This window comes from Superficieibacter sp., assembly GCF_032071645.1.
In the GTDB taxonomy this organism is placed as follows: Bacteria; Pseudomonadota; Gammaproteobacteria; order Enterobacterales; family Enterobacteriaceae; genus Superficieibacter.
Window position 1 is genome coordinate 441,494 of the sequence record NZ_DAMAPU010000001.1, and the last position, 23,175, is coordinate 464,668.

Genomic DNA, 23,175 nt, shown 5'->3' on the forward strand with positions numbered 1-23,175 from the left:
GTTGATCTCTGTTGCACCTGCCGCAATATCAACGGCACGTCGTCAGCACAACGTGAATCAACGTGCGATGTATTCCTGGAAGAATCAAATTAGGTAAAGGTGAATATGGGTAAAGCTCTCGTTATCGTTGAGTCCCCGGCAAAAGCCAAAACGATCAATAAGTATCTGGGTAATGATTACGTGGTTAAGTCCAGCGTAGGTCATATCCGCGATTTGCCGACCAGTGGCTCAGCCGCCAAAAAGAGCGCTGACTCTGCCTCCACCAAAACGGCCAAAAAGCCCAAAAAGGATGAACGCGGCGCTCTCGTCAACCGCATGGGGATCGACCCGTGGCATAACTGGGAAGCACAGTACGAAGTGCTGCCCGGCAAAGAAAAGGTTGTCGCAGAACTTAAACAACTGGCTGAAAAAGCCGATCATATCTATCTCGCAACCGACCTTGACCGCGAAGGGGAAGCCATTGCCTGGCACCTGCGGGAAGTGATCGGTGGAGATGACAAACGCTACAGTCGCGTAGTGTTTAACGAAATTACCAAAAACGCGATCCAACAGGCTTTTGAAAAGCCGGGCGAACTGAATATCGATCGCGTTAACGCTCAGCAGGCGCGTCGTTTTATGGACCGCGTGGTGGGCTATATGGTTTCTCCGCTGCTGTGGAAAAAGATCGCCCGTGGTCTGTCTGCCGGACGCGTCCAGTCCGTTGCGGTACGTCTGGTGGTCGAGCGCGAGCGCGAAATCAAAGCCTTTGTCCCGGAAGAATTCTGGGAAGTGGATGCCAATGTTGCCACGCCGGGCGGCGATTCTCTGCCGTTGCAGGTGACGCATCAGAACGATAAACCGTTCCGTCCGGTCAATCGCGAAACCACGATGGCGGCGGTCAGCCAGCTGGAAAAAGCGCGCTACAGCGTCCTTGAGCGCGAAGACAAACCGACCAGCAGCAAGCCGGGCGCACCGTTTATTACCTCCACGCTGCAACAGGCGGCGAGTACCCGTCTGGGCTATGGCGTGAAGAAGACCATGATGCTGGCGCAGCGTTTGTATGAAGCAGGCCACATCACCTATATGCGTACCGACTCGACGAACTTAAGTCAGGACGCGGTCAGCATGGTGCGCGGTTATATCAGCGAGCAGTTCGGTAAAAAATACCTGCCTGCCGATGCCAATCAGTACGCCAGCAAAGATAACTCGCAGGAAGCGCACGAAGCGATTCGTCCTTCCGACGTGGCAGTCGAAGCCGACGCGCTGAAAGATATGGAAACTGACGCGCAGAAACTGTATCAGCTTATCTGGCGGCAGTTTGTGGCCTGTCAGATGACGCCTGCGCAGTATGATTCCACCACCCTGACGGTAAAAGCGGGCGATTTCCGCCTGAAAGCACGCGGTCGGATCCTGCGTTTTGACGGCTGGACCAAAGTCATGCCGGCACTGCGTAAGGGCGATGAAGATCGCATTCTGCCAGCGGTGAATCAGGGCGATGAACTGTCGCTGATTGATCTCGTTCCGGCGCAGCACTTTACCAAGCCGCCTGCGCGCTTCAGCGAAGCGTCGCTGGTCAAAGAACTGGAAAAACGCGGCATTGGCCGCCCGTCCACCTATGCGTCGATCATTTCGACCATTCAGGACCGTGGCTATGTGCGGGTTGAAAGCCGTCGTTTCTATGCCGAAAAAATGGGCGAAATCGTGACTGATCGCCTGAAAGATAATTTCCGCGAACTGATGAATTTCGACTTTACCGCGCAGATGGAAGACCGTCTGGATGAGGTGGCCCGCCACGAAGCCGAATGGCAGAAGGTGCTGGATATTTTCTTTGCCGAGTTCAGCGAACAGCTCGAGACGGCAGAAAAAGATCCGGCCGAAGGCGGTATGCAGCCTAACCAGATGGTGCTGACCAGCATCGACTGCCCGACCTGCGGTCGCAAAATGGGCATTCGTACCGCCAGCACGGGCGTGTTCCTCGGCTGTTCTGGCTATGCCCTGCCGCCGAAAGAGCGTTGCAAAACCACCATTAATCTGGTGCCGGAAAACGAAGTGCTCAACGTGCTGGAAGGCGACGACGCTGAAACCAACGCGCTGCGGGCCAAACATCGCTGCCAGAAATGCGGCACCGCGATGGACAGCTACCTGATCGATCCGAAACGCAAACTGCACGTCTGCGGTAATAACCCGACCTGTGACGGTTACGAAATCGAAGAGGGTGAGTTCCGCATTAAGGGGTATGACGGCCCGATCGTCGAATGCGAAAAATGTGGTTCTGAAATGCACCTGAAAATGGGGCGTTTTGGTAAGTACATGGCCTGTACGAACGACGATTGCAAAAACACGCGTAAGATCCTGCGCAATGGTGACGTTGCGCCGCCGAAAGAAGATCCGGTGCCGCTGCCGGAACTGCCGTGTGAAAAATCGGACGCTTATTTCGTTCTGCGTGACGGGGCGGCTGGCGTGTTCCTGGCGGCCAATACGTTCCCGAAATCGCGTGAAACCCGCGCGCCGCAGGTGGAAGAACTGTACCGCTTCCGCGATCGTCTGCCGGAGAAACTGCGTTATCTGGCCGATGCGCCACAGCAGGACCCTGAAGGCAACAAAACCGTTGTTCGCTTTAGTCGCAAAACGAAACAGCAGTACGTTGCGGCGGAAAAAGACGGTAAAGCGACCGGTTGGTCCGCTTTCTTCATCGACGGTAAGTGGGTGGAAGGTAAGAAATAATTCTTCCTGACATTCACCGTTCTTAATAAAAAAGGGCCGATTAGCGGCCCTTTTTGCTTTTGGTTATTATTTTTTAATCATATCTATACAGAGTAGCTATAAATGATATAGTGGTTATAGTTAACCCTTTTTTTAGTCTTAAATCGTCTTAAGCGATGGACCTCTGCGTTCAAACGGATGGCGCGTCATGAAATTACAACAGCTTCGCTATATCGTTGAAGTGGTCAACCACAATCTCAACGTCTCTTCGACGGCGGAAGGGCTTTATACCTCACAGCCGGGGATCAGTAAGCAGGTCCGTATGCTGGAGGACGAACTGGGGATCCAGATCTTCGCCCGCAGCGGTAAACATCTCACCCAGGTTACGCCAGCCGGGCAGGAAATTATCCGCATTGCCCGTGAAGTGCTGTCAAAAGTGGATGCTATTAAATCGGTCGCTGGTGAGCACACCTGGCCGGATAAAGGCTCGCTGTACGTGGCGACGACCCATACCCAGGCGCGTTACGCTTTGCCTGGCGTCATCAAGGGATTTATCGAGCGTTATCCGCGCGTGTCCCTGCATATGCATCAGGGATCGCCCACCCAGATCGCCGAAGCTGTGTCGAAAGGCAACGCCGATTTTGCCATTGCCACCGAAGCGCTGCATCTGTATGACGATTTAGTCATGCTGCCGTGCTATCACTGGAATCGTTCGATTGTGGTCACCCCGGAGCATCCGCTGGCGGCCAAATCATCGGTCACCATTGAAGAGCTGGCCCAGTATCCGCTGGTGACGTACACCTTCGGCTTCACCGGCCGTTCAGAACTGGATACCGCGTTTAACCGTGCCGGTCTGACGCCGCGCATCGTCTTTACCGCCACCGATGCCGACGTGATTAAAACTTACGTGCGTCTGGGGCTGGGAGTAGGGGTGATTGCCAGCATGGCGGTGGACCCTGTTGCCGACCCCGATCTGGTACGGCTCGACGCGCACGGCGTGTTCAGCCACAGCACCACTAAAATCGGTTTTCGCCGCAGCACGTTCCTGCGCAGCTATATGTATGACTTTATTCAGCGCTTTGCGCCGCATCTGACCCGCGACGTGGTGGATACGGCCGTTGCCCTGCGCTCGAATGAAGATATCGAAGAGATGTTTAAAGATATCAAACTGCCGGAAAAATAATCTGACCGTCCGCGGCCTCTTATCAGGGGCCGCATTTATCACTCCCCTCAAATACCCGCTTTATCTACACGGTCTTTCTGCCATTAAATCGTCATAAAGTAGAAACAAATCTGCCGATGCGCCAGTTTGCTATTTCGATTATTTATTTCAGGTCAAAAGATTGAATAATTACATGGACCCGACCCCTAAATTCACTGGATTTTTTAGCCATTTTTGATTAGGATTTATCTCAATTACGATTGTTCAGGCCAATTGTTGGTGCAGAAATGATAAGTAGTGCCGATTTTACGAGGTTAGTAATGTCATCTGGACGCGAGCAGCCGAAGAGAGACCCGGAGCTAAAACGCAAAGCGTGGCGCGCCGTATTCGTGGGTTCGGCGCTGTTCTGGGTCGCACTGGCGCTACTGGTGTGGAAATTCTGGGGCTGATCGCAACGCCCTGAATGTGCGTCTTACGTTAAATTATAAAAATATACACCACAGCAATATAAGCCCTGGCGCCAACGCCAGGGGCACGAAATAACTTTTACGGTGTGAAAGATGATGCAAAATAGTGAAGCAAAATACTGGTCGTGGCTGGGAGCACTTTCTTTCTCTCTGCTCTTCTGGGCGCAACTGGCCTGGATGCTGACTCACTAATCTGATAAAACCCGACCTTCGCGTCGGGTTTTTTATTGTTACCTTACCTGCCATTTCCCCGCATTTATCAATTCGAGTTGTTATCAAAACGTTACGACATGTTTGTGTTATCTTTAATGCAGACCCTGGGAAAGATCAGGGTATCGCATTCCCTGTCATAAAGGAGGAGCTATGTCGTTAACCCTACGCGAAGCCAGTAAGGATACATTAGAGTTAGAAAATAAAACCTGGCATTACTACAGTTTGCCGCTGGCTGCGAAAGAACTTGGAGACATTTCACGTTTACCCAAGTCATTGAAAGTGTTACTGGAAAACCTTCTGCGCTGGCAGGATGAGGATTCCGTCACGTCAGAAGATATTCATGCCCTGGCTGAATGGCTGAAAACCGGTCATGCCGACCGTGAGATTGCCTGGCGTCCGGCGAGGGTACTGATGCAGGATTTTACCGGCGTGCCTGCGGTGGTCGATCTGGCGGCCATGCGTGAAGCCGTTAAACGTCTTGGCGGCGATACAGCCAAAGTTAACCCGCTTTCCCCCGTCGATTTAGTGATTGACCACTCCGTGACCGTCGATCATTTCGGCGATGATGACGCCTTTGGTGAAAACGTGCGTCTGGAAATGGAACGCAACCATGAGCGCTATGTTTTCCTGCGCTGGGGCCAGCAGGCATTCAGCCGTTTCAGCGTGGTGCCGCCGGGGACTGGCATTTGCCACCAGGTCAACCTGGAGTATCTCGGCAAAGCGGTGTGGAGCGAATTACAGGATAAAGAGTGGGTGGCTTATCCCGATTCGCTGGTGGGCACCGATTCGCACACCACGATGATCAACGGCCTGGGGGTACTCGGCTGGGGCGTGGGCGGTATTGAAGCGGAAGCGGCGATGCTGGGCCAGCCGGTGTCGATGCTGATCCCGGACGTGGTCGGTTTCAAATTAACCGGCAAGCTGAATGAAGGCATTACCGCGACCGATCTGGTGTTAACCGTCACCCAGATGCTGCGTAAGCACGGCGTGGTTGGTAAGTTTGTTGAATTTTATGGCGATGGTCTGGACTCGCTGCCGCTGGCGGACCGGGCGACCATCGCCAATATGGCCCCGGAATATGGCGCAACCTGCGGCTTTTTCCCGATCGATGCGGTTACGCTGGAATATATGCGTCTGAGCGGACGCAGCGATGAGCAGGTGGCGCTGGTCGAAGCCTATGCCAAAGCTCAGGGGATGTGGCGTAATACCGGCGACGAACCGGTATTCACCAGCACACTGGAACTGGATATGGCGGACGTTGAAGCCAGCCTTGCCGGACCGAAACGTCCTCAGGATCGCGTGGCGCTGGGTAAAGTGCCTGAAGCGTTTGCCGCCAGCGCCGAGCTGGAAATCAATACCTCGCACAAAGACCGCCAGTCGGTGGAATATACCCTGAACGGGCGTCAGTATCAGTTGCCTGACGGCGCGGTTGCGATTGCTGCCATCACTTCCTGTACCAACACCTCCAATCCCAGCGTGCTGATGGCAGCGGGGTTGTTGGCGAAAAAAGCGGTCAAGCTGGGGCTTAAACGTCAGCCGTGGGTGAAAGCGTCGCTTGCGCCTGGCTCGAAAGTGGTTTCGGATTACCTCGCGCACGCGCGCCTGACGCCGTATCTTGACTCGCTGGGCTTTAATCTGGTTGGCTACGGTTGCACCACCTGTATCGGCAACTCCGGCCCGCTGCCGGAACCGATCGAAGTGGCGATTAAAAAAGGCGATCTGACCGTGGGGGCGGTGCTGTCCGGTAACCGTAACTTTGAAGGCCGTATCCATCCGCTGATTAAAACCAACTGGCTGGCCTCGCCGCCGCTGGTCGTCGCCTACGCGCTGGCCGGTAATATGAATGTCAATCTGACCACCGATCCGCTGGGGCACGACCAAAAAGGCGATCCGGTGTATCTCAAAGATATTTGGCCGACCGGGCGCGAAATCGCCCGCGCGGTGGAGCAGGTTTCCACCGAAATGTTCCGCAAAGAGTATGCGGAAGTGTTTGAAGGCACACCGGAGTGGAAAGCCATTGAGGTGGATCGCTCTGATACCTACGGCTGGCAGAGTGACTCCACCTATATTCGTCTTTCTCCCTTCTTTGAAGATATGGAAGCCGAGCCGAAACCGGTTGAAGATATTCACGGCGCGCGCATTCTGGCGATGCTCGGTGATTCGGTCACCACCGACCATATCTCTCCGGCGGGGAATATTAAGCCAGACAGCCCGGCGGGACGGTACTTGCTCAACCACGGCGTCGAGCGGCGCGAATTCAACTCTTACGGTTCGCGGCGCGGTAATCACGAAGTGATGATGCGCGGGACATTCGCGAACATCCGCATTCGCAACGAAATGGTGCCGGGTGTGGAAGGCGGGATGACGCGCCATCTGCCGGGAACGGAAGTGATCTCCATTTATGACGCGGCAATGCGCTATCAGCAGGAAGGCACGCCGCTGGCGGTGATTGCCGGGAAAGAATACGGTTCAGGCTCCAGCCGCGACTGGGCGGCAAAAGGCCCGCGCCTGCTGGGTATTCGCGTGGTGATTGCCGAGTCGTTTGAGCGAATCCACCGCTCCAACCTGATCGGTATGGGGATCTTACCGCTGGAATTCCCGCAGGGCGTGACCCGCAAAACGCTGGGGCTGACCGGGGAAGAGCGCATTGACGTTGTCGATCTGCATAATTTGCGTCCGGGGGCGGATATTCCGGTGAATCTGACCCGCGCCGACGGCTCAACGGAGGTGATTCAGTGCCGCTGCCGTATTGATACCGCCACCGAGCTGACCTATTACCAGAACGACGGTATTTTGCACTATGTGATCCGCAATATGTTGCATTGATGGCTTCAGCGCGTCAGGAAAGGCACCCTCTCCAGCGGGAGAGGGTTCGCGAGAGGGGGTCATTTGCCCAGCAGATGACCCATTTTTTCGGCTTTGGTATCGAGGTAGTGTTCGTTTTTGGGATTGCGCCCGACGATCAGCGGCACGCGCTCCACGATGTTAATTCCGGCTTCGGTCAGCACTTCAACTTTCAGCGGGTTATTGGTCAGCAGACGGACTTCATCCACGCCCAGCAGTTTGAACATATCGGCACATAGCGTGAAGTCGCGCTCATCGGCGGCAAAACCCAGTTGGTGGTTGGCTTCAACCGTGTCGTAACCCTGATCCTGAAGGGCATAGGCGCGGATTTTATTCAGCAGCCCAATATTACGGCCTTCCTGACGATGATAAAGCAGCACACCGCGACCTTCCTCCGCAATGTGGGACAGCGCCGCTTCAAGCTGGAAGCCGCAGTCACAGCGTAAACTGAAAAGGGCGTCACCGGTCAGGCATTCGGAATGCACGCGCGCGAGAACCGGGGTCGGCCCGGAAATATCGCCATAAACCAGGGCTACGTGATCCTGTCCGGTTGCCAGTTCTTCAAATCCCACCATCAGGAAATCGCCCCAGGGGGTTGGCAGTTTGGCTTCTGCCACACGTTTAAGCTGCATGTGATTCTCCAGAGTATGCGGGCACGCATTGTGCCTTCTGTATGTGGCTATTTTGCCACAATGTTTTCAACTTCTCCTAATAACCGGGATTTGAGCGCACATTAAGCGAACAGCGATGCGTTGAGTGCCGCATCGCTGAAATTCAGTTATGATTTGAGAGGCCATATTTAAAAAGGAAAAACTATGTTTTCTATCGCCAGGCGTACTTCAGCAGGCGCAGCCTTACTTCTTATCATGCCTGTTGCGGTATGGATTTCCGGGTGGCGATGGGAGCCAGGAATGGATAGCTGGTGGCTAAAATCACTTTACTGGGTGACCGAAACGGTGACGCAACCCTGGGGGATCATCACTCACGTCGTGCTTTGCGGCTGGTTTCTCTGGTGCCTGCGCTTTCGTCTGCGCCCGGCGATTATGCTGTTCGCGATTCTGGGCGGCGCAATTCTTGTTGGGCAGGGGGCAAAATCGTGGGTAAAGCAGCAGGTGCAGGAGCCGCGTCCTTTCGTCCTCTGGCTGGAAAAATCTCATCATATTCCGGTGGATGAGTTCTACACTTTACAACGTAAGGAGCGCGGGCATCTGGTCAAGGAGCTGCTGACCGAAGAGGATCATATCCCGAAATTTTTACGTAAACACTGGCAAAAAGAGACCGGATTTGCTTTTCCGTCAGGCCATACGCTGTTTGCTGCTAGCTGGGCTTTGCTGGGTGTAGGGCTGCTCTGGCCGCGTCGGCGTCGGGTCACTATTGCAGTGTTGCTGGTGTGGGCAACGGCGGTGATGGGCAGCCGGATGCTGCTGGGAATGCACTGGCCGCGCGATCTGGTGGTCGCGACGCTGATATCCTGGCTGCTGGTGACTTTCGCCGTCTGGCTGGCGCAGCGCATCTGTGGTCCACTGACGCCGCCAGGGGAAGAAGCGCGGGATATCCGGGAACGCGAGCAGAAACGCTAGCCGGGGTTGAAATTCTATCCGATCGCCCTTAAATCCAGCGAGGGCGTGACGCTTTTCCATTTCGTCTGTAGCACGAAAATGGTACTTTATAAGGCTGGACGAGCCAGGTTGAATACGATTTATACACCGCATCATCAAAGCGTTCGCGATGTGACTTGTTTTTCTTGATGTTGTGTATTTACGCTCACGCCACATAACGGGAAGTAATGTGAAATATTTACTCATTTTCTTATTGGTATTCGCGATTTTCGTCATCTCCGTCACGTTAGGTGCGCAAAATGACCAGGTCGTGACGTTCAATTATCTGCTGGCGCAGGGCGATTTCCGCATCTCCACGCTGCTTGCAACCCTGTTTGCTGCGGGCTTCGCTATCGGCTGGTTAATCTGCGGCCTGTTCTGGCTGCGCCTTCGCGTTTCGCTGATGTATGCACAACGGAAAATTAAACGGCTGGAAAGCCAGAATACGCTGGTTACGCCAGAGCCAACAGATCCGGGCGTTCCGGTCGTGAAGGAATAAACATTTATGCTGGAGTTGTTGTTTCTGCTTTTACCCGTTGCGGCTGCCTATGGGTGGTACATGGGGCGCAGAAGTGCACAACAGACCAAACAGGAAGAAGCGAGTCGCCTGTCGCGTGATTACGTCACCGGCGTCAACTTCCTGTTAAGCAACCAACAGGATAAGGCGGTGGATCTGTTCCTCGATATGTTGAAAGAGGATACCGGCACCGTCGAGGCCCATCTCACCCTCGGAAACCTGTTTCGCTCTCGCGGCGAAGTCGATCGCGCCATTCGTATTCACCAGACGCTGATGGAAAGCGCCTCGTTGACCTACGATCAGCGCCTCCTGGCGGTACAGCAGCTTGGCCGTGACTATATGGCGGCGGGCATGTACGACCGCGCCGAAGATATGTTCAGCCAACTGGTGGATGAAACCGATTTCCGCGTCAGCGCGCTTCAGCAACTGCTGCAAATTGCCCAGGCGACCAGCGACTGGCAAAAAGCTATTGAAGTGGCAGAGCGGCTGGTGAAGCTCGGCAAAGAAAAGCATCGCGGTGAAATTGCTCATTTCTACTGTGAACTGGCGCTCCAGCAGATGGGCAACGATGACATGGACAAAGCCATGTCGCTGCTGAAAAAAGGGGCGGCGGCCGATCGTAACAGCGCGCGGATCTCCATCATGATGGGTCGTGTACTGATGGCGAAAGGTGACTACGCAAAGGCGGTAGAAAGCCTGCTGCGGGTGATCGACCAGGACAAAGAACTGGTCAGCGAAACACTGGATATGCTGCAAACCTGCTATCAGCAACTGGGTAAAAATGATGAATGGGCGGATTTTTTACGCCGCTGCGTGGAAGAAAACGTCGGCGCTACAGCGGAACTGATGCTGGCAAATATCGTCGAGCAGCGTGAAGGGCAGGAGAATGCGCAGGTCTATATTACCCGCCAGCTCCAGCAGCATCCGACAATGCGCGTGTTCCATAAGCTGATGGACTACCACCTTAATGAAGCGGAAGAAGGGCGGGCAAAAGAGAGCCTGATGGTACTGCGCGATATGGTCGGCGAGCAGGTGCGCAGCAAACCGCGCTTCCGCTGTCAGAAGTGTGGTTTTACCGCCTATACGCTGTACTGGCACTGCCCGTCGTGCCGCGCCTGGTCAACCGTGAAGCCAATTCGCGGCCTTGACGGACAATAATTAAAAAAAACGCCGCTTTAGTTACAACATCCTAATGAATGAGTTCTCACCCTGACGCAGACCACCGGGAAACTTCGCCTGGCAGGGGAAAATGCAACCTGTCAATTTCTCGCTTTCGCGGGTAGAATGCTCGCCGTTTACCTTTTTTGCGCCCCAGCGCGCCATCATCAGAAGGTTCGGTCATGACGTCTTCAGCTATATCCTCTGTACGCCCAACGACACATTCTCCCATTGTGGTTGCCCTTGATTATGATAACCGCGATAACGCGCTGGCCTTTGTGGACCGTATCGATCCGCAGGATTGCCGCCTGAAGGTCGGGAAAGAAATGTTTACCCGCTACGGGCCACAGCTGGTGCGCGATCTTCAGCAGCGTGGCTTTGGCGTCTTTCTGGATCTGAAATTTCATGATATTCCGAACACCACCGCCCGCGCGGTAGCCGCCGCCGCAGATCTCGGCGTGTGGATGGTGAACGTACACGCGACGGGTGGGGCGCGGATGATGAACGCCGCGCGTGAGGCGCTGGTGCCGTTTGGTGATGATGCGCCGCTGCTGATTGCGGTGACCGTACTGACCAGTATGGAAAGTAGCGATCTCGCCGACCTTGGCGTGACGTTGTCACCTTCTGATTATGCTGCGCAGCTTGCCCGTCTGACGCAGCAGTGTGGTCTGGATGGCGTGGTCTGTTCCGCTCAGGAAGCCGTGCGCTTTAAGCAGGAGCTGGGGAGCGCGTTTAAACTGATTACGCCAGGTATTCGTCCGGCCGGGAGTGAAGCGGGCGATCAGCGACGCATTATGACGCCGGAGCAGGCGCAGGCCGCTGGCGTCGATTACATGGTGATCGGTCGCCCAATTACCCAGTCCGCCGACCCGCTCCTGACCTTACGTACCCTCAACGCAGCCCTGCATAAGGAGGCATAATGAACGATTCCAGTTCACGTCTGGTGTATTCCACAGAGACCGGGCGTATTCACGAACCTGACGTTGCGCCAGAGCGTCCGAAAGGCGACGGCATTGTGCGCATTCAGCGCCAGACCAGCGGACGGAAAGGTAAGGGCGTCTGCCTGATCACCGGCATTGATGGCGATGATGCCACCCTGACCAAACTGGCTGCGGAGCTGAAAAAGAAATGCGGCTGCGGAGGCGCAGTGAAAGACGGGGTCATCGAGATCCAGGGCGATAAACGCGACCTGATAAAATCTCTGCTCGAAGCAAAAGGAATGAAAGTCAAACTGGCGGGTGGTTAAATAAAATCGAGCCACGGAATAACCGTGGCTCGAAGAGTTTGTGCATTATTTAGCGATAAATAACGCATTCCTGAAATGTTCAGGAGAAGGTTATTTGCTCACCTGGTGACCGATTACACCACCAACCGCAGCGCCGCCCAGCGTACCCAGCGCGCTACCGTCAGACAGCACCGCACCACCGATAGCACCCGCACCCGCACCCAGTGCGGTATTACGGTCGCGTTTAGACCAGTTAGAACAGGCGCTCAGAGACATTGCCAGAGTGACGGCCAGAACAGCAGCTGCCATTTTTTTACTCGTTAAGTTCATCATACCTTCTCCTGAATAATTGATTCATGGAAGAATTTCCCTATAAGTATAGCTGGTCGCTATCTTATTGGAGGCGTCCATGAGTATTGTTGTGCAGGTGTAAAAAAATCACGCAGGTGATAGTTCTGGCCTGTCGTTTCGTTAAGGTAATTTTAGGTCTTTCCCTTTGAACAGACAGGTAAAAACTCTTAATTAAATGCCAGGATAAATCTCAGAGAAGAGCACCAGCCCGCTATGAAGCGGGCCAGTAAGATCAGGAATGATTCACGATATCTATTTTAATACGCGACTGCTTAAGCGTAAGCGCGAATTCTTCGCGTAAAGCGCCGTCGGTAATGATGTGATTCAACGCGCTGGCCGGGCTAAACGGATAGGGATGAACGGCGCCAAATTTGCTGCTATCGGTGAGGATAATGGTCTCGCACCCTTTTTCCAGAATACAGTTCACCACGTCAACGCGCATCATGTCGCGGCCGGTAAAACCGGTTTGCGGCTGCCAGCCATCAATGCCGATAAACGCTTTAGTAAAATGCACGTCTCGCGCATAAAAGCGGGTCAGCGGGCCAACCATACTCTCGCTTTTTTTCTGATAAATACCGCCGAGTAAAATCACTTCACCGGGGCTGTCTTTTAACAAATGGGCGATGTAGCTACTTACCGTCACAATAGTGGTTGCTTTGGTCTCCGCGAGGTGCCGGGCGAGTAAGGCATTACAACTGCCGTTTTCAATAAAAACGGTTTCGCCCGGCTCAACCAGCGTGGCGGCAAATTCCGCAATTTTTTGCTTAATAGAAAAATTATCGAGCATCCGCGTTTCGACATTATCGCTGTCCAGCGGTACCGCGAAACCGTGCTGACGGCGTAAATAGCTTTGCTTTTCCAGCGTCGTTAAATCCTGGCGGATAGTGACTTCAGAAACTTTACAGATTTTCGCCAGTTCAACCACGCTCATGCGCCCGTTGTCGGTCACCATCTGAATAATATTATGCTGTCGGGGATTCATAGTCGTAACGTCACGTCCCTTGTCATTTAAGATGTCACGAGCGGCCCGGTATCAGATTTCCCAGGGCGACTTCGGCTTGCCGGGTTCAGCAGGGCGTTCGTGGTCCGCTTGCTCAAGCAGTTCAGCCTTAAGGATTTCGAGATTATGGATAGCAGAGTGGTAATCGCCAGCGACCAGAATATCCAGCACGGTATCAATGCGCTGTGCCAAAATGTGCGGGTTGAGGTTGGACACGTTGTTATCCTTTGATCGAAAATTGAAGGCATTCAATCATCCTAAAATTAGCGATAAAAGAGAAGTAAAAAATAAGCAATTGAAAATAGCGCCAGTGCAAAAGCCGCGGTTGCGGCACGATGCAGCAACCTGCTGGTTTTTATGGCAATCAATTAATGGCTGGTGCGCGACTGATATTCGCGATACCACTGCTCGAAAACGTCCGCTGGCATCGGACGGGCAAATAAAAATCCCTGCCGTTCATTAACGCCGTTGCGGGTTAAAAAGGCATCCTCTTTTTTGGTTTCCACGCCTTCCGCAATAACCCGCAGATGAAGCGCCTGGGCAAAGGCAATAATGGCCCTGACCAGCGATTGCGAAACCGCCTGCTTATGGACATCGCGCACAAAGCTCTGATCGAGCTTAATGGCATTGATCGGAAAACGCGCCAGCTGGGAGAGAGACGAATACCCGGTGCCAAAATCATCCAGATGGATTTGCGCCCCAAGCTGGCTAAATTGCTGGATCAATGACTGCGCCTGCTCGGCATTATCAATCAGACAGCTTTCGGTCAGTTCGACGTCAATCGGGCAATCGTCAAAATGGAATTCTTTCAGCACCTGGGTTAAATCGCTAAAAATAGTCTGGTCAGCAAGCTGGCGGGCGGAGACGTTGACCGCAACGCGCAACTGAATGCCTTCATCACGCCATTTTGCGACCTGGCGTACCACTTCCATCATCACCCAGCGACCGAGCGGGACGATCAGCCCGGACTCCTCCGCATAGGCAATGAACTCCTGCGGCGGGATCAGCCCGCGCTCCGGTGATTGCCAACGCACCAGCGCTTCGAGGCTATGCACCTCGCCATCCCAGTCTATTTTCGGCTGATAGTGAATATGAAGTTGCAGCTTTTCCAGCGCTTTACGCAGGTTGGTGTCCAGCCATAAATATTCAAACACCCGCTGATTCATTTCCGGTGCGAATACGCAGAATTTGCCGCGCCCGTTTTCTTTGGCGGTGTACATAGCGGTGTCGGCATTGCGGATCACGCTCTCGCGATCTTCACCGTGCTGCGGCGCAATGGCGATCCCCAGCGAACAGCTGGTATATACCTCAATCAGACCAATACGGAAAGGCTGCTGAAGCTGTTGCAGAATGCGCGAAGACATCGCTTCCAGCTTGCTTTGCGTGGTCTGCGGGGCAAGCACAATAAACTCATCCCCGCCGAGACGGGCGAGGACCTGCTCCTCTTCCAGACAGCTTAAAATCGCCAGCGATACGGCCTGAAGCAGACGATCGCCAAACATATGACCATAGGCATCGTTTATTTTTTTGAAGTTATCGAGATCCAAATAAACGATGCCTACCTGATTTTCGCCCCGGCTGTCGATGGCATCGGAAATCAGTTCCTGAATCGCATTGCGATTGGGTAAACCGGTCACCGTATCAGTATTAGCCAGCACCCGTAAATGCTCCTGCGCGCGCCGTTCTTCGGTAATATCCGTACCCGAACAGATCAAAAATATTTCGTTTTTACCGCTGCCGCTGTGGACGAATTTATTGCGAAAAAGAAACAGCCGCTGCCCTTTGCGGGTGTTGATCCAGCGTTCCACTTCATAGGAGCTGCCATTAGTAAAAAAATCGTTGATATATTCTCTGGAGGCGTTGGCTTCGCCCGGCGTCATAAATAAATTGAAAATACTCTGACCAATCACTTCATGTTCTTTTTTCCCGGCATACTCCTCGCTAAGTCGGTTAAAGCGCTGAATATTGCCGTGACGATCGAGAATAACGATAACGGAATTGGCTTCGGAAACCACCTGTTCGGCAAAGGAGAGGCTTTGCGCCAGGTCGCGGGCGACCGACGAGGTATCATTCCAGGCGGAGGTTGTTCCGGCCCATTCATCGGCGCTGATCTTGCGGCCCACTAAATGGATCGGCACTTCGCATTCATAGATATTCAGCGTCATTTTCAGGCTGGAGGTGATAACGCTTAGCTCGCGGATCCGCGCCGCCTGTTCGGGGGTGAGGGTGACGATCTGGGTCAGGGAAGCGCCTTCATTCGGCGTGAGAAAAAGCGTGTTGCTGTTGGCTTTAAAGCGCCATCGCGGGCTGCTGCTTCCTGTGTAACGGTACAGTAAATTATTTTCCGGCTCGTCTTTCATACCCTCTCCGCACAATAAATATGTCCTGATTAAGCGTATTTATGCCTGCACCGATTTGCGTCGTACTCTTTATTGTGAACGCTTTTACTGTTTTTGGCGGGAATTATTAAAAAAATGGCGGGGGAGTCGCATTCAGGAAGTGAATATAAAAACGGCCCCGCGTTTTCACGCGGGGCCGTTATGTTTTACTCACGGTGGTTATCAGACGGCGGGACGTGCGATAACGCTGCGCGTTTCCAGACGCACTTCTGCGATGGTGACATCAATCACTTCAGTGACTTTATAGGCCACTTCACCTTTGATTTGCACTGTACCGCTTTCCTGGCTGCATACCAGTTCATCGCGAACGGCGTGCAGGAATGGGGCCGGAATAAAGGCTACCGCGCCGTTATCGACCAGGCGCACGCGCATGCCACCCCGGCTGACATCAATGATTTCAGCGGCGAAACGGGTATCCGTTCCGGCTTTATCTTTCAGGAAACGGGCGTACAGCCAGTCGCCGACATCACGCTCGGCCATCCGGTTAAGACGACGGCGCTCCGTCATTTGCACGGTCACCTCTGCCTGCGGACGCGGGGTGGTTTCCCCTTTGATTACCGCTTTCAGCAGGCGATGGTTAATCATATCGCCATACTTACGGATCGGTGAGGTCCACGTCGCGTAGGCTTCAAGCCCTAAACCAAAATGCGGTCCCGGTTCGGTGCTGATTTCAGCATAGGACTGAAAACGGCGAATGCGGCTGTCGAGGAAACCGGTCGGCTGTGCATCCAGTTCGCGGCGCAGTTTGCAGAAACCGTCAAGGGTCAGCACCTCTGCGGTATCGACATGCATACCGTGGGTTTTCAGCAGGGCGGCAAGCTGTTCGCTGTTGGCAGGATCGAAGCCGGTATGAACGTTGTAAATGCCAAAGCCGAGCTTATCGCGCAGCACGCGGGCAGCGCAGATATTGGCGGCAATCATTGACTCTTCAACGATACGGTTAGCGATCCGGCGCGGTTCGGCGACAATATCCAGCACCTCGCCTTTTTCGCCCAGCACAAAGCGGTAGTCGGGGCGATCTTTAAACACCAGCGCGTGGGTATGACGCCATTCGCTGCGGCTTAAGCAAATGCGGTTGAGCAGCGTGATTTGCTGTGCAATGTTGTCAGTTTGCGGCTGCCAGCGGTTGTTGCCTTCCAGCCAGTCGGAAACGTCGTCGTAGGCCAGCTTAGCTTTGGATTCGATGGTGGCGGCGAAGAATTCGATGTTTTCTTCGATTGCGCCTTCGGCATCAATGATCATTCGGCAGGCCAGCACCGGACGCACTTCCTGCGGACGCAGCGAGCAAAGATTGTCGGAAAGCTCACGCGGCAGCATCGGGATGTTAAAACCCGGCAGATAGTTGGTGAACGCGCGAACTTTGGCGGCATCATCCAGCTTACTGCCTTCGGCGATCCACGCGGTGGGATCGGCAATCGCGACGGTCAGTTGCAGTTTGCCATCAGGCAGTTCTTCGGCAAACAGCGCATCGTCCATATCTTCCGTACTGGCGCTATCGATAGTCACGAAGTCCAGCGCGGTCAGGTCGCGACGCGCCAGCGCTTCATCAAGCATCGCCGCAGCCGTACCTTCCGGCGCTTCTTTTTCCAGATTATGCCGTGCCAGCGTTACCCACCACGGCACAAAGTGGTCGTCACCGAAGGTAATAAACTGGGTCAGTTCGGCATAAAAACTGCGATCGCCCTTAAGCGGATGGCGGCGCATTTCGGCAACCGCCCAGTCACCGTCCTGAAAATCATGCTCCACGCCGCGCGCGGCGCGGCAGGGAATGGCATCTTTCAGCAACGGATGATCGGGAATAATGGCAAGACGGTCGTCTTTACGTTGTACTTTGCCCACGAAGCGGGTCAGGAAAGGCTCGACCAGCTCTTCCGGCTCGGCGCTTTCACGATCTTTCTCGCTGTGGATCACGGCGATCACCCGGTCGCCGTGCATCACTTTTTTCATCTGCGGCGGCGGAATAAAATAGCTTTTTTGCGCATCGACTTCGAGGAAGCCAAAGCCCTTTTCCGTGGCTTTAACGACCCCTTCAGCACGCGGGGTCTGGGAATGTAGTTGCTGTTTAAGCTGCGCAAGCAGCGGGTTATCCTGAAGCATAATGATGTATTTTCGTGGCCTAAGAGCGGCTGACAGTTTTACGCGATTCTCACCTTTCCTACAAGCGCTGTTTAAGCCTTTCCCCTACTCGATGTCCGGTCGAACGCTTTCTCCCAGCGCAATGTGCAGACGATCCAGCCAGCCGCAAAATCCACTCCACGCGAGCAGGTTCACCGCCTGCTGAACAGAAAGCCCCTTTTCCGTGAGCGGGGTAAAGTGCGCGGCGCTAAAGCGATCCGGCGAACGGGTGAGTAACTGTACGGCCTGAACAATTGCGCGCTCGACAGGGCGATCCTGGCTCCACGCCTGAAGCGCGTCCGCATCCTGACGCAGCAGCACTGCGAACCCGGAATCATTAGCGTATTCGTTGAAACGGCTTGCGCTGCCATTAATGCGGGCGCTCAGAAGCGCGACCAGAGGTGTCCAGGTGTCAGACGGAAGGGCGGTGAGAATGTTGCCGGTGGCCTCCAGCGCGGGACAATCATACACCAGCAGCGGGGCCAGCCCCGCCAGCGCCGGTAGCGACTGCCATTTTGTCAGCATCGATTCTTGCTCCACGCTGGCAAAACGCGGCTCTGCGCTGCGGATCGTTGTCTGCCAGCGTGCTTCAGGGTCGGCGAAGCGATCGGCATCCGCATCTTCCTGCACCGGCATTCCGGGGATCCATCGTGCCGGATGCGCAAGCACTGCCTGGAACGTTGCCAGCACCCGCGCCTGAAAGCCGACAAAGCCAATAATCTGGTTAATCAGCACAATGTCGGGCAGCGTCAGGCCCACGTCTTCAAGCTGGGTTCTCGCCTGCGACGTAATCACCGCGGGTGAACTGGCAAGCTGGCGGGCGTACTGGGTGATTTGCGCCAGTCGGTGATTGCTTTCCCGCGAAGAGTCCGGGCCGGGCAGCGGCGCAAGCCGCGCGGCGTAATGGTTGCAAAGCCGCTGAACGCCGAAGACCTGGGCCACGGTTAACGCCGTGCTCAGGCGGTCATAGGCGCTGAACGTTTTGAGGCGACTGACCGCAACCTCATCGGGGAACAGGCGTGATGCCAGCGCCCGCGCCGGGGCGATCCATGTTTCACTGGCGGCAAGCAGGGATTCTGGCAGGGCGATTTCAAGCAGGAAGCGGTCTTCAACGTGAGCGGCTTCAGGGACTAACGGCAGGACTTCCGCCGGACAGGTACTGGACTGGGTCTCATGATACCAGTGGCTTTTGCCGGAAACGCGGCGTTGCTCCATGGGCTTTCCTTGATCTGAAGGTGGCGAACCGTATAACACAGACGGAACGTTTTAACCTGGATATCCTGGCTTAAGCCTGTAAGAGGATGAAAGAATGAAGCGTGATATTTAATAGCGGAACGGAATATAGCGGGAGAGAAGCGTTACAGGCCGGGCAACATGGCGTTACCCGGCGCGGTCAGCAAGACTTATTTCAGTTCCAGCTCGTTCATTGCCGCGATGCTGAAACCGCCGTCAACGTGAACGACTTCACCGGAAATACCGGCGGAGAGGTTAGAGCACAGGAAGGCCGCAGAGTTGCCGACGTCTTCGATGGTAACGGTACGACGGATCGGCGTGACCGCTTCGCAGTGTGCCAGCATTTTACGGAAATCTTTGATCCCGGAAGCTGCCAGGGTGCGGATCGGACCGGCGGAGATGGCGTTAACGCGCACCCCATCCGGGCCCATTGCATTGGCCATATAACGCACGTTTGCTTCCAGCGACGCTTTCGCCAGGCCCATTACGTTGTAGTTAGGGATTGCACGCTCTGCGCCCAGGTAAGACAGGGTCAGCAGCGCAGAATCCGGGTTCAGCATTTCACGGCAGGCTTTTGCCAGCGCGACAAAACTGTAGGCGCTGATGTCGTGCGCAATTTTGAAGCCTTCGCGGGTCACGGCATTGACGTAATCGCCGTCCAGCTGATCGCCCGGCGCAAAGCCGATGGAGTGAACAAAACCGTCGAATTTCGGCCAGCTTTTCGCCAGCTCGCTGAACAGTGCGTTAATGCTTTCGTCTTCAGCTACGTCACACGGCAGCACGATGCTGGAACCCAGATCGGCGGCAAAGCCTTCCACGCGACTTTTCAGTTTGTCGTTCTGGTAGGTGAAAGCCAGCTCTGCGCCTTCACGATGCATAGCCTGTGCGATACCCCAGGCGATGGAAAGTTTGCTGGCGACGCCAGTGATCAGAATGCGCTTACCGGTAAGAAAACCCATAGCTTTTAATCCTTAGTTGGTTATTTTTGCCTATAAATCAGGCGGTTTGTCGCTTAAGTAAGCAGTACGAAACCTAAACGGTCATTATAAGCTACTCCGCAGAATGAGGCTATACCCGGCTCAGAGCTTCACCTAACATCGGATCAGTTCACCATAATGCGAAAGTGCGAGGGATCTCTCTGTTTTGAAAAAAGGAACACTCATTGTACGGTCTTTGATTGACCCGGCGCGTCCATCCCCCTATTAAACGTGCTGCGACGCACAGCGCGCATTAAATGAATGTGAAAGGGAAGGGGAAGATGGATTTACCAGTAGATTATTACGAACGGGTATACGCAGGCGTTTTGGGGAAATTAATCGGCGTTTATCTGGGGCGGCCTTTTGAAGGCTGGACTTATCAGAGGATCATGCAGGAACTGGGTCCGATTAATGATTATGTTCACCAGCGGTTTAACCGTCCGCTGGTGGTCACAGACGATGATGTGGCGGGCACGTTTACCTTTATTCGCGCCCTCGAAGATTATGGCTTGCCCAACCAGTTAACCGCAGAGCAGGTGGGCCACTGCTGGCTGAACTATATCATCGATAAACGCACCATTTTGTGGTGGGGCGGCAACGGTAATTCTACCGAGCATACCGCGTGGCTGAATCTGAAGAAGGGTATCCCCGCGCCGCTGAGCGGCGCGATTGCCACCAACGGCAAAACCATCGCCGAGCAAATCGGCGCGCAGATTTTTATCGACGGCTGGGCGCTGGTGGCGCCAGGTCAACCCGCGCTGGCGGCGTCGCTGGCGCAAAAAGCGGCCAGCGTCAGTCACGATGGTGAATCGGTGTATGCGGCGATGCTGTGGGCGGCGATGGAGGCGCAGGCGTTTGTCTGTCAGGATATTGAGCAACTGCTGACGACCGGGCTGGCGCTGATCCCGCCTGACTGTGATATCGCCCTGATGATCGCCGACATCCGCCGCTGGCGGCAGGAAGATAACGACTGGCATCTCACCCGCCAGCGTATTGAAGATCATTACGGCTATCAAAAATATCCCAGCAATTGCCACATCATACCTAATCATGCCCTGATGATTATGGCGATGCTGTATGCGCCGGATGACTTCCAGCAGGCGCAGTGCATTATTAACACCTCCGGCTGGGACACCGACTGCAACGCGGGTAACGTGGGCTGCTTGTCCGGCATTATGCTGGGGCTGAGCGGCATCAATGCCGGACCGGACTGGCGGGGACCGCTGGCGGACCGGATGCTAATTTCTTCTGCTGAAGGCGGCTTTTCCATCAACAACGCCGTGCGCATCACCGACTATCTGGTGGCGCTGGGGCACAAAGTCGCCGGGCAGCAACCGCCCGTCCCGCCGAAAAACGGCGCGCAGTATCATTTCTCGCTTCCCGGCAGCGTGCAGGGCTTTCGCTGGCAGGCGGAAGATAACGCTGCGGACGTTGCAGTCGGCAATATCGTTTACAGTGGCAAACGCTGTTTAAGCCTGCGCTATGCCGGGCTGGCCGCCGAAAGCCAGGCACGAGTCATGACGCCGACCTTCGCGCCGCCGGAAATTGTCGAAATGCACTCCTATGATTTGATGGCCACGCCGCTGATTTACCCCGGACAGCGGCTACAGGCGGCGGTGATCGCGCCGTCAGACAACCCCCAGCCGGTTAACGTGCGGCTGTGTCTGCGCGTCTATGACGAAGACAGCCAGCTGGTCGCTCACTATGGCGCACCGCAAGTATTTAACGCGGGTGATGAAACCACGCTCTGCCTTGATATTCCTGACTTCCACGGTCAGCCCGTTGCCGAAGTCGGTATTGCGCTGAAGGCCGTCATCGGCACCGCCAGCGGCCAGATCCTCATCGACTGGCTGCGCTGGGACGGCACGCCCACCTTAACGCTCAGCAAACCGCAGGGCGAGAGCGATTTCTGGTGGCGCTCGTGGGTTAACGGTGTGGATCTGGTTTCCCGCCATTACGCCGGACGTATCCGCATTTCGAAAGAATACGACGAGGGATTACTCATCCACGGCACCCGTCAGTGGCAGGATTACCGGGTACAGAGCACGATAACGCTGCACCTTGGCGAGTACGGCGGGTTGGCGTTCCGCGTGCAGGGAATGCGACGTTATTACGCCGTGCAGATCACCTGCGACAGGAAGTGCCAGCTGGTTCGCGTGCGTGATAATGCGCGTACCGTGCTCGCAGAGCAGGCGATCGGTGACATTTATGAACGGGAAATCGTGCTGGATGTGTTGGCTGAGGGAAGTTTAATCACCGCCACGGTCGATGGCATGACATTACAGGCGCAGGATGCTGGCCGGGATCGGCTGGCTGATGGCGGCGCAGGACTGATGATCTGTGCCGGGGCGCTTTCAACGGACGCCATTCACATCACCCCGGTTCGCTAAAAATGAAGAAGGCGGGGGACTCCCGCCTTCTGTCAATTACCGATCCCTGCGCCACGCATCCGCCGTCAGCGCTTCGCCAAAATGTCCGGCGATTAAGCGACGGGTCAAATCATGAAGCGGGGCGGCCAGCACATCCGCCGTGCTGCCGCGCTCAACGACCTCACCCTGATGCATCACCAACACCTGATCGCTGATATGCTTCATCATGCCCAGATGCTGGGTCACGTAAATATAAGAAATGCCCTGTTTTTCCTGCAATTCCAGCAGCAGATTGATGAGCTGCGAGCGCATCGACATATCCAGCGAGGCCAGCGCTTCATCAGCAATAATGACCTTCGGGCGCAGGATCAGCGCCCGCGCCAGCCCCAGACGCTGCTTCTGTCCCGGCGCCAGCATATGCGGATAATAGCTGACGTGATCGGGCAGCAGACCGACCATCCGCATGGTTTCGATGATTTGCGTGCGTCGCTGCTCCGGTTCGAGATCGGTATTCAGGCGCAGCGGAAAATCGAGAATTTGCGAGATCCGCTGGCGCGGGTTCAGCGAGGTCGACGGGTCCTGAAAAATCATGCGGATCCGCTGGCTGCGAAAAGAATAATCACCAAAATGCAGCGGGTGATCGTCGATTAACAGTTCGCCCGTCGTTGGCTCAATCATCCCCGCCAGCATTTTCGCCAGCGTGGATTTGCCAGAGCCGTTCTCACCGATGATCGCCAGCGTCTGCTTCTCGCGCAGGGTAAAACTCAGGGGCTTTACCGCTTCGACCGTCTGGCGATGAAACCAGCCAGTGCGGTAGCGGAACGTTTTGCTGAGATTGCGCACTTCCAGCAGAGTCTCAACCATC

Annotated in this window: 20 protein-coding genes; 11 read left to right on the forward strand and 9 right to left on the reverse strand. The window is 54.9% G+C overall.

Going from position 1 to position 23,175, the window contains the following annotated elements:
• Positions 1 to 105 precede the first annotated feature (105 nt).
• From topA to acnA, 5 genes are all read left to right on the forward strand, one after another.
• Positions 106 to 2,703, forward strand: coding sequence for a type I DNA topoisomerase (gene topA, locus RT197_RS02335; protein WP_312946882.1), 2,598 nt, complete (start codon positions 106 to 108; stop codon positions 2,701 to 2,703).
• Positions 2,704 to 2,890: 187 nt separating this feature from the next.
• Complete coding sequence (cysB, locus tag RT197_RS02340) at positions 2,891 to 3,865, forward strand: HTH-type transcriptional regulator CysB (protein WP_312946884.1); 975 nt, start codon at positions 2,891 to 2,893, stop codon at positions 3,863 to 3,865.
• Positions 3,866 to 4,164: 299 nt separating this feature from the next.
• Positions 4,165 to 4,293 carry a YmiA family putative membrane protein gene (locus RT197_RS02345; protein ID WP_409529666.1) on the forward strand — a complete coding sequence of 43 codons (129 nt, stop codon included), beginning with the start codon at positions 4,165 to 4,167 and terminating at the stop codon, positions 4,291 to 4,293.
• A 114-nt stretch (positions 4,294 to 4,407) separates the two neighbouring features.
• Complete coding sequence (ymiC, locus tag RT197_RS02350; RefSeq protein WP_312947563.1) at positions 4,408 to 4,503, forward strand: small membrane protein YmiC; 96 nt, start codon at positions 4,408 to 4,410, stop codon at positions 4,501 to 4,503.
• Positions 4,504 to 4,674: 171 nt separating this feature from the next.
• Complete coding sequence (gene acnA, locus RT197_RS02355) at positions 4,675 to 7,350, forward strand: aconitate hydratase AcnA (protein ID WP_312946888.1); 2,676 nt, start codon at positions 4,675 to 4,677, stop codon at positions 7,348 to 7,350.
• Positions 7,351 to 7,409: 59 nt separating this feature from the next.
• Here acnA and ribA read toward each other — a convergent pair whose 3' ends face one another.
• Entirely contained in the window at positions 7,410 to 8,000 is a 591-nt protein-coding gene (gene ribA, locus RT197_RS02360) for a GTP cyclohydrolase II (protein WP_312946890.1), read from the reverse strand.
• Between the two features lie 183 nt (positions 8,001 to 8,183).
• On the opposite strand from ribA, the gene pgpB reads away from it, so the two are divergent.
• From pgpB to yciH, 5 genes are all read left to right on the forward strand, one after another.
• The gene (pgpB, locus tag RT197_RS02365; RefSeq protein WP_312946892.1) at positions 8,184 to 8,948 is read left to right on the forward strand and encodes a phosphatidylglycerophosphatase B; all 765 of its coding nucleotides are present in this window, start codon (positions 8,184 to 8,186) and stop codon (positions 8,946 to 8,948) included.
• 208 nt (positions 8,949 to 9,156) lie between these two features.
• A complete protein-coding gene (locus RT197_RS02370; RefSeq protein WP_312946894.1) occupies positions 9,157 to 9,465 on the forward strand; it encodes a LapA family protein in 309 nt (102 codons plus the stop codon).
• 6 nt (positions 9,466 to 9,471) lie between these two features.
• Positions 9,472 to 10,641 (forward strand): lipopolysaccharide assembly protein LapB, encoded by a 1,170-nt coding sequence (lapB, locus tag RT197_RS02375; protein WP_312946895.1) that lies wholly within the window; start codon positions 9,472 to 9,474, stop codon positions 10,639 to 10,641.
• 182 nt (positions 10,642 to 10,823) lie between these two features.
• Positions 10,824 to 11,561, forward strand: coding sequence for an orotidine-5'-phosphate decarboxylase (pyrF, locus tag RT197_RS02380; protein WP_312946896.1), 738 nt, complete (start codon positions 10,824 to 10,826; stop codon positions 11,559 to 11,561).
• A complete protein-coding gene (gene yciH, locus RT197_RS02385; protein ID WP_312946898.1) occupies positions 11,561 to 11,887 on the forward strand; it encodes a stress response translation initiation inhibitor YciH in 327 nt (108 codons plus the stop codon). The genes pyrF and yciH overlap by 1 nt, the downstream gene beginning before the upstream one ends.
• A gap of 90 nt (positions 11,888 to 11,977) precedes the next feature.
• Here the strand turns inward: yciH and osmB are convergent, their stop codons facing one another.
• The 7 genes from osmB to fabI all read right to left on the reverse strand — a co-directional run bounded on the left by osmB (position 11,978) and on the right by fabI (position 19,923).
• Positions 11,978 to 12,196, reverse strand: a complete 219-nt coding sequence (osmB, locus tag RT197_RS02390; protein WP_103750783.1) for an osmotically-inducible lipoprotein OsmB — start codon at positions 12,194 to 12,196, stop codon at positions 11,978 to 11,980.
• Between the two features lie 253 nt (positions 12,197 to 12,449).
• Positions 12,450 to 13,199, reverse strand: coding sequence for a DNA-binding transcriptional regulator YciT (locus RT197_RS02395; RefSeq protein WP_312946900.1), 750 nt, complete (start codon positions 13,197 to 13,199; stop codon positions 12,450 to 12,452).
• Between the two features lie 51 nt (positions 13,200 to 13,250).
• Positions 13,251 to 13,433 (reverse strand): hypothetical protein, encoded by a 183-nt coding sequence (locus RT197_RS02400; protein WP_312946902.1) that lies wholly within the window; start codon positions 13,431 to 13,433, stop codon positions 13,251 to 13,253.
• Positions 13,434 to 13,585: 152 nt separating this feature from the next.
• Positions 13,586 to 15,577 carry a cyclic di-GMP phosphodiesterase gene (gene pdeR / locus RT197_RS02405; protein ID WP_312946904.1) on the reverse strand — a complete coding sequence of 664 codons (1,992 nt, stop codon included), beginning with the start codon at positions 15,575 to 15,577 and terminating at the stop codon, positions 13,586 to 13,588.
• Between the two features lie 201 nt (positions 15,578 to 15,778).
• Positions 15,779 to 17,713 (reverse strand): exoribonuclease II, encoded by a 1,935-nt coding sequence (locus RT197_RS02410; protein WP_312946906.1) that lies wholly within the window; start codon positions 17,711 to 17,713, stop codon positions 15,779 to 15,781.
• 84 nt (positions 17,714 to 17,797) lie between these two features.
• Positions 17,798 to 18,946 carry a CMD domain-containing protein gene (locus tag RT197_RS02415; protein ID WP_312946908.1) on the reverse strand — a complete coding sequence of 383 codons (1,149 nt, stop codon included), beginning with the start codon at positions 18,944 to 18,946 and terminating at the stop codon, positions 17,798 to 17,800.
• A 188-nt stretch (positions 18,947 to 19,134) separates the two neighbouring features.
• Positions 19,135 to 19,923: an enoyl-ACP reductase FabI gene (gene fabI / locus RT197_RS02420; RefSeq protein ID WP_312946910.1), complete on the reverse strand. Its 789-nt coding sequence runs from the start codon at positions 19,921 to 19,923 to the stop codon at positions 19,135 to 19,137.
• Positions 19,924 to 20,222: 299 nt separating this feature from the next.
• Here fabI and RT197_RS02425 point away from each other — a divergent pair, with 299 nt between their 5' ends.
• Positions 20,223 to 22,331, forward strand: coding sequence for an ADP-ribosylglycohydrolase family protein (locus RT197_RS02425; RefSeq protein ID WP_312946911.1), 2,109 nt, complete (start codon positions 20,223 to 20,225; stop codon positions 22,329 to 22,331).
• A gap of 36 nt (positions 22,332 to 22,367) precedes the next feature.
• On the opposite strand, the gene sapF is transcribed toward RT197_RS02425, so the two are convergent.
• Positions 22,368 to 23,174, reverse strand: a complete 807-nt coding sequence (sapF, locus tag RT197_RS02430; protein ID WP_312946912.1) for a peptide ABC transporter ATP-binding protein SapF — start codon at positions 23,172 to 23,174, stop codon at positions 22,368 to 22,370.
• Position 23,175: the final 1 nt, after the last annotated feature.